At 47.1% G+C, this 7336-nt stretch carries 5 protein-coding genes; 1 reads left to right on the top strand and 4 read right to left on the bottom strand.

Annotation, left to right across the window (positions count from 1 at the left end; translation table 11 throughout):
• Nucleotides 1-203: 203 nt before the first annotated feature.
• A complete protein-coding gene (locus QUB08_RS05695) occupies nucleotides 204-434 on the bottom strand; it encodes a photosystem II protein, Psb35-related (RefSeq protein ID WP_333223853.1) in 231 nt (76 codons plus the stop codon).
• A gap of 742 nt (nucleotides 435-1176) precedes the next feature.
• Between QUB08_RS05695 and treS the strand changes: the two genes are divergently transcribed.
• Nucleotides 1177-4548: a maltose alpha-D-glucosyltransferase gene (treS, locus tag QUB08_RS05690; protein ID WP_333223852.1), complete on the top strand. Its 3372-nt coding sequence runs from the start codon at nucleotides 1177-1179 to the stop codon at nucleotides 4546-4548.
• Nucleotides 4549-4748: 200 nt separating this feature from the next.
• Here the strand turns inward: treS and QUB08_RS05685 are convergent, their stop codons facing one another.
• The 3 genes from QUB08_RS05685 to QUB08_RS05675 form a co-directional block, all read right to left on the bottom strand.
• Nucleotides 4749-5069 (bottom strand): 2Fe-2S iron-sulfur cluster-binding protein, encoded by a 321-nt coding sequence (locus QUB08_RS05685; protein WP_333223851.1) that lies wholly within the window; start codon nucleotides 5067-5069, stop codon nucleotides 4749-4751.
• A gap of 112 nt (nucleotides 5070-5181) precedes the next feature.
• Nucleotides 5182-5829, bottom strand: a complete 648-nt coding sequence (locus QUB08_RS05680) for a sigma-70 family RNA polymerase sigma factor (protein WP_333223850.1) — start codon at nucleotides 5827-5829, stop codon at nucleotides 5182-5184.
• A 141-nt stretch (nucleotides 5830-5970) separates the two neighbouring features.
• Nucleotides 5971-7245 carry a tetratricopeptide repeat protein gene (locus tag QUB08_RS05675; protein ID WP_333223849.1) on the bottom strand — a complete coding sequence of 425 codons (1275 nt, stop codon included), beginning with the start codon at nucleotides 7243-7245 and terminating at the stop codon, nucleotides 5971-5973.
• Between the last annotated feature and the right edge of the window lie 91 nt (nucleotides 7246-7336).

Genomic DNA, 7336 nt, shown 5'->3' with positions numbered 1-7336 from the left:
GGAACAGGCAAGATGCCTGTTCCACAAACCATCCATTTTCTTGTGGAACAGGCATCTTGCCTGTTATTGAAAATTAGGAACAGGCAAGATGCCTGTTCCACAAACCATCCATTTTCTTGTGGAACAGGCATCTTGCCTGTTATTGAAAATTAGTAACAGGCAAGATGCCTGTTATTGAAAATGGTGAAACCTGTTACTTGATATCAAGAATTAGACATGGTGCGGCTGCCATAGGCATCCATGCTGTAGGCGGGAACGCGAACGCGGTAATCAACTTCTGTTCCCGTCACTGATTTTGCCAGTTGTTCAAAAGACTCATCGTTCCAATTCCGCTCGTGGATAGGCTTTGACTGTTCGCCCAGGAAATATGCTTGAGTGCCAATTAATGCTGCTGCGACCCAACCGACGATTAAAAGAGCGATTACAATAGCCATATTTGCTTTTTCCTTAACTTTTGTTGCTTTATGTAAACTAATGTAACGAAAATTAGCAATCAACGTCAAGGTACTGTAATGTCGTGGCAACCGTCCGGCAGGTAGTAAATACCCCACCTAATCCTGAGTCTGTAGGGTGTGCTTAGTGTCAACAAGGGCTCGATCCCCCCTAGCCCCCCTTAATAAGGGGGGGACAAGAGTGTTCTCTCGCGTCCCCCTTATCAAGGCAGGGCGGTTTCATTCTCACCAAAAACATGAATTTTGACTCTTGTAGTGCGACCCCTACTCCCCGTGCCTACCCTCCCCATCAACGATTTGCTCGTGTTTCAGAGATTGGGGCAGCCACTCTTTGCTGCCCCTACAAGAGAATGAAACCGCCCTGCCTTATCAAGGGGGATTTAGGGGGATCTAGACTGGGCTACCAGCGAGAGATACAGAGGGGTTTCAGGCTTAAGTTGACACGCCTTGGTAGGGTGGGCACCGCGCATCGGTAGCTAGCACAGTACCCGGATTGTGAACTGTATCCGAAATAGCAAAACAGATTGTTGAGACTTTATAGTTAAGAAATTATAAGTTTTGCGTTAATAAATTACGATTAAAAGTCTGCCGCTGGCATGAGGAATTGCGGCCAAATTATGAGTTATGATTTATCGGTTTGGATGGGAACTAACAAATCCCAATTACCAAATTTTAAGTACAAATTACTAATTACCAATCCTCGCTACAAATCATGCCAAACTCAATGTTAAATGACGACCCCTTGTGGTTCAAAGACGCGATTATTTACGAAGTACCAGTTCGGGCTTTTGCCGACAGCAATGCAGACGGCATTGGCGACTTTAGAGGACTGACAGAAAAACTGGATTACCTGCAAAACTTGGGAGTAACAGCAATTTGGGTACTGCCATTTTTTCCCTCGCCGCTCCGAGACGACGGCTACGATACATCTCACTATACTACCGTCAACCCGATTTACGGCACATTAGATGACTTTAAAGACCTTTTAGAAGCAGCGCACCAACGGGGAATTAGGGTCATTATTGAGTTAATTGTTAACCACACTTCCGACCAGCACGCTTGGTTTCAGCGAGCGCGCCGTGCCCCGAAAGGCAGTAACGAAAGAGATTTTTATGTGTGGAACGACACGCCGGAAAAATATCAAGATGCTCGAATTATTTTCAAAGATTTTGAAACCTCTAATTGGGCTTGGGATGCGGTAGCAAAAGCTTATTACTGGCACCGTTTTTATTCCCACCAACCCGATTTGAATTACGACAATCCCGCCGTCCGCCAAGCCATCTTAGATGTGGTAGATTTCTGGTTGGCGCTGGGAGTAGACGGACTGCGGATGGATGCGGTGCCTTACCTGTACGAGCGCGAAGGTACTAACTGCGAAAACCTGCCAGAAACTCACCTATTCCTGAAGCAATTGCGGCAGCACGTAGACGAGAAATTCCCGAATCGGATGCTGCTGGCTGAGGCGAATCAGTGGCCGGAGGATGCGGTTGAATATTACGCTGCTGGCGATGAATGTCACATGAACTTTCATTTTCCGCTGATGCCGCGTTTATTTATGGCTTTGCACATGGAAGATAGCTTCCCAATTAGCGACATTCTCCAGCAAACTCCACATATTCCCAATAATTGTCAGTGGGCATTATTTTTGCGGAATCACGATGAATTGACGCTGGAAATGGTGAGTGATGAAGACCGAGATTATATGTATCGGGTTTACGCTCAAGATACTCAGGCGAGAATTAATTTGGGCATCCGCCGCCGCTTGGCTCCTTTGATGGGAAATAACCGCCGCCGCATTGAGTTGATGAATGCTTTGCTGCTGTCTCTTCCGGGTACGCCGGTGCTTTACTACGGCGATGAAATTGGCATGGGAGACAATATCTATTTGGGCGATCGCAACGGGGTGAGAACTCCGATGCAGTGGAGTGGCGATCGCAATGCCGGTTTCAGCCGTGCTAACCCGCAGCGGCTGTACGCACCGCCAATTGTTGACCCTGAATATCACTACGAATCTATTAACGTGGAAGCGCTGCGGGCGAATCCGAGTTCTCTGTGGTGGTGGATGAAACGCCTGATTGCAATTAGGCAGCGCTTCCAAGCATTCGGCCGTGGAACTTGCGAGTTTCTGTACCCGGAAAACCGCAAAGTTTTAGCTTTTGTACGCACTTATCAAGACGAACACATCCTCGTAGTGGCTAATTTGTCACGCTTCGTTCAGACGGCAGAATTAGACCTTGCGCCCTTTAAAGGTGCTGTTCCCGTGGAGATTTTCGGCCGCACGGAGTTTCCGACCGTTGGCGAGTCACCTTACTTTTTGAGTTTGAGTCCTCACACGTTTTACTGGTTTACTCTTACTGTTAAACACGAAGATTTTTCGCTGCACGGTGTGCCCACAGACTTGCCTACTTTGGCGGTGATAGGTAATTGGAAAACTGCTTTTGCTACAAGTCAGTTAAGCGATATGCTGCTTAATCTTTTGCCGGGATACTTGCGGCGGAATCGCTGGTTTAGCGGTTCAGATCGGACAATTCAATCTTTAGAAATAAGTGAGGTTTTACCGATTGAATGTAAAGATAGCGCGGGAGAGGAATCTCAAGTTTACATTCTGTTTTTGCAGTTGAATTATACTGAAGGTATGCCGGAAACTTACGTTTTGCCTTTAGGGTGGGAAGAGATTAAAGGCGATGTGGACGATCGGGCGATCGCGCGCCTGCACTTCCCTGAAACCAAAAAGGAAATCGGGGTACTATTTGATGCTGCTGGGGAAAAAGGTTTTCTGAGCGCACTGCTGGGGGCGATCGGCAATTCTCGCAGTTACAGAGGTGTTGCAGGTCAACTGGTAGGAATTGCCGACAGTGCATTCAAATCAGAAGAAGAGTTAGCGCAGCTCGAACCTCACCTGTTCAAAAAAGAACAAAGCAATACATCTGCAGGTTACGGCGACCGCTTCGTCCTGAAAATATTGCGAAAAGTCGAGGAAGGAATCAACCCCGAATTAGAAATAGGACGCTTTTTAACAGAGCGCAACTCGATTCAACACTACGCTCCAATTACCGGAGCATTGGAATATCACACACCAGCCAAACAAGTCCTTACAGTCGGAATCCTACAAAAATTAATCCCCGACAGCGTAGATGCTTGGTCTTATACATTAGACACACTGCGCGACTATTTCGAGCAAGTAATGACAGTAGAAGCAAAGCATTCCAGCGAGAATTTATCTACTGCCCCGGAAAATTATTTGCCGAACGCTGTGACCGGACAAACCCAGCGGCAGCCAAACTCGCTAGTAGCCGATTTATCCCTAGAAATTCCGGCATTAGCTCGCGAACTCATCGGCTCTTACTTAGCATCAGCCGAACTTTTAGGTCAGCGGACAGCCGAACTTCACCTCGCTTTAGCTTCTGACATAGAAAATCCCGCTTTTGCCCCAGAAAGCTTTACCTCGTTTTACCAGCGTTCCATCTATCAATACATGAGAAATGTGGCAGGAAGAACTTTGCTGGAGCTGAAAAAACGGCTGTCCAAACTGCCGCCAGAAGTACAAAAATCGGCGCAAAAGCTGCTCAACCGTGAAGATTTGCTCATGGAACGTTTCAAGTCTATTTTGAACTTGAGAATCACGGCCGATAGAATTCGCTGTCACGGGGACTTTCATTTCGGGCAAGTTCTTTATACAGGCAAAGACTTCGTAATTATTGATTTCGGAGGAGAACGCGATCGACCCTTAAGCGAGCGGCGGATGAAGAGGTCGCCCCTGCGAGATGTTGCGGGAATGCTGCAATCTTTGAGTTACGCTGTTACTTTGGCACTCCGCAATGAAGTAGAAAGTGGCATGATTCGCCCTGAAAATCTCCCGGAGATGCAGCAGTGGGCAAACGTTTGGCACCGCTGGGTCAGCCTCACTTTTGTTAAGAGCTATTTGGCAACAGCAGCCGATGCAGATTTCTTGCCCAAATCTATCCCCGAACTACAAGTTTTGCTGGATGCTTACATTTTGGAAAAAGCGGTTGCCGAGCTAGCCTACGAACTCAATTACCGCTTAGATTTCGCGGAAATTCCGCTTCAGCGGATTCTACAATTGCTGAATTTATAAGGGCGGGTTTATCTATACTCATTAGGGTGCGTGGCTTTCTAGCCACTCAATTGGCAGCGAGATGCTGGAGAGTCACCCACCTTACATGACAGAAATCTGCTTTGATAACGATTTTATCGGCGAATATAATTCGCTCTTTTACCAACAAATTCGGCGCCCCGCGAGGCTACCAGACACGATGCTAAAAAACCGATCTCCTATTACTTAAAATAAAGAGTGGCTTGATATAAAACTTGTTCTTGATGCGTTAACAAAGTGCAGTCTGAAAGCGGGTAAGCCACACAAGTAACAGCGTAGCCCGCTTGCAATTCTGACGGCTTCAAAAACTTTTGTTCGCTTTGGTCGATTTCACCGCTCAGCAGTTTGACAACGCAAGCAGAACACTCTCCTTGCTTGCATCCATTCGGCAAGCGGATACCGGCATCTTCTGCCATATCTAAGATATACTGGTCGTCTGGTACTGCGATCGTGCGATCGAGCGCCCGATCCTCATTCACCAACCGAACTTGATAAACAGCCATTTTTTTCTTATTCCTCGCGAAAGGACGGGTTTACGATGCTTTTAGTCCTAGCAAATATTTCGGGTAAAACCCGCCCCTACAACTAGAAAGGGCGGATTTATATCGTGTATATCTAGACAAGTGCTTCTTGATAATCGAGATTTTCATCTAGATAAATAGCCCGAATATCCTCCGGCAAGTTGGATTCTAAACTTTGATATCCTTTTTGCAGCAAAGCCTTTACCTGAGCCGGCGAAATAGCTTCGCCTTCTGCTTGCAAATAAGCTGCAATTCGAGTTTCGCTCCAGCGGAAAGTCTGAGCCATCAACACCACTAAACGCGGCAGCGGCGCTAACAATTCTAAGGCTTGTTTGACGTAACACCACAGGGGAGGCGGAGCCGATTGCAAAGAGTAGTGAATCGACTCAACAGGGGGTAATTCAGCTTGATTTATGCAGACTGCGGTGACATTAATCAGCCAGTTTTGGAGACTGAGATTTCCGCCATCAGACTCTTGGATCTCGCGGCGCAAATCCAGACCTCGGAGTTCGTGATAGATGTGCAGCCAAGTGTGGGCAAACAGGTAATCGCCTTGTACGGGCGATCGCACGGAATGGCGAATCAGGGAGTGTACAATTTGAGCGTAGCGGCAAAAAATAGCCGTGAAGAACCTACCTTGATCGGGATGGTTTTGAAACAGGGTCAATAATTCCTGATCGCTGTGGTGAAACAGGGATTTGACCACAGGATGGTTGAATTCGGAAAAATTAGGTGTTTGCACAATTGTTCTGGAATAGCTTTGTTAATAATTGCTGATGCACCTGAATGATACTCTATCTATTAAGCCACTGTCTAATAGTTTTGTGAGTTTCGGGCGATTTGTCTCTCGAAGGAGTTGGATTGTGCGAGCGCACTTGCTCAGCTAAGGTTTTTGAGTCGGCGGAGGCTGCTGTGGAGCAGCTTTTATTGCTCCCAAGCGCTGCAATGTGTGAGTGTACCAGTCGAACTCCCGCGAAGCTGCAAATTTTTCCCTGTTTTCAGCGCATTTTTGCTTTTCGGTTTCCAGACTTTCTGTGTCGCTTTTAGCTGCTTGCAGCACCTCGAACAAGATGCAGTGAGCTAGCCCTTCTCGGTTCTCAGGCGCCTGTTTTTCGTCAATATCAATCGCAATTTTGAGGCTGTCAATAGCTTCGCTGTAGCTTTTTTTTTGTAATAGGGTCCATCCCAGGTTTTTGTACAGCTTGTATTTCACTTCGTCAGTTTGAATATTCTCCAAACCGAGGCGAAACATCATCTCAGCTAGGGTGTAATCTTTTTTGAGAAAAGCTAAGCGCCCCAAATTGTTGAAAGCTTTGTACTTGTTCCCAGCCAACGCAGTTTGATACGCTGTTTGAGCGTCGTCAAATTTGAGCAGGGCTTCGTAAACTTCGCCCCGATACAGGTGAAAATCCGCATTCTGCGGGTCGAGGGCGATCGCTTGGTCGAGGTTATTTCCTGCTTGCTCCAACAGACCTTGATGGAGATTTTTTTGTCCGTTTTGACTGTAATATTTAGCAAGAAGTGGCAGGGAAGCGTTGAGGGCGAGCGCGCTCAGCATCATGATTGCTGACAAGCCGGTAGTAACTTCAGACTGGTATTTTAGAGGAATTTTTAAATTCTTGAGTAAGCCTTGAACAAATTGCTGCCCCCCCTTCGTGAACGATCCGCCTGCTACCAGCAGCGTCAGCCCGCTGTGGCTGAGCATCCCAAATGCTTCGGTGATTCCGACGCCGCCTACTGCAAACCGCGGCTGAATGCTGGCAATAAAGCTGGTAGTCGTTACTAAGCAAGCAACACTCAGCAATTCCCACAGCCAGTCCCACTGTTTTGACGCCGTCTGGAGTTCGTCGATGTACCACCACCAGGCAGCCTGCGGGGGATTGAAACTGCGCCGCCACCTACCTAGGTTGGCTGCTTCGTTAATTGACTCAGCCTGTTCTTTCAAGCGATCGTCTAACTGAAGTACAGTAATTAAACTTTCAGGAGCAGGTTGAGGTGTGCGGCCGAGAGTGGCACTAAGGACATCCCGCGCCGCTAGAACTTCTAGGACTTTTTCGGGCTGTGGATTTGATGCCTTATTGATCGCGCTCAAGGCTGCCTCGTAGCGATTGATAGCAGAGTCTAAATCAGAGGTAATTTTTCCATCAGAAATCGTCATCGTGAATATACAACATTTTTGGAATATTGTCTACTATCCTAGGACAGTTAATATCTGATCGCAAGCTTTTTATTGTAAATTTGCCCCAACT

This window comes from Microcoleus sp. BR0-C5 (assembly GCF_036705045.1).
Lineage (GTDB): Bacteria > Cyanobacteriota > Cyanobacteriia > Cyanobacteriales > Microcoleaceae > Microcoleus.
Note: the sequence above shows the minus strand (reverse complement) of the source record. Positions and strands in the feature narration are given on the sequence as shown.